This window comes from Phormidium sp. CCY1219 (assembly GCF_055795085.1).
Window position 1 is genome coordinate 1 of record NZ_JAYFEQ010000015.1, and the last position, 211, is coordinate 211.

The following is a 211-nucleotide window of genomic DNA, read 5'->3' on the forward strand; positions in this document are numbered from 1 at the left end:
GATTCTACAGTTTCGACGGGTTCCGATGATTCGGGTTCTTGAACCGATGAAGTTTCGGGATTTTGGGCAGTTTCTTCGCTGGCGGTGGTGTCGGCTGTTTCTGTTACCGCTTCCACAGGTTCAGAGGTGGAATTGTCGGTGGTTTCAGCCACCACTCGTTCCGGGTTTTCTTCTGCAGAATTGTCCGCAGTTTCGGTTGGTTCTGCTGAGG

General features: G+C 52.1%; 1 protein-coding gene. It reads right to left on the reverse strand.

Annotation, left to right across the window (positions count from 1 at the left end; all coding sequences use genetic code 11):
• The coding region (locus AC0QH1_RS00255; RefSeq protein ID WP_324628745.1) for a hypothetical protein at positions 1-211 on the reverse strand (211 nt) is incomplete at both ends.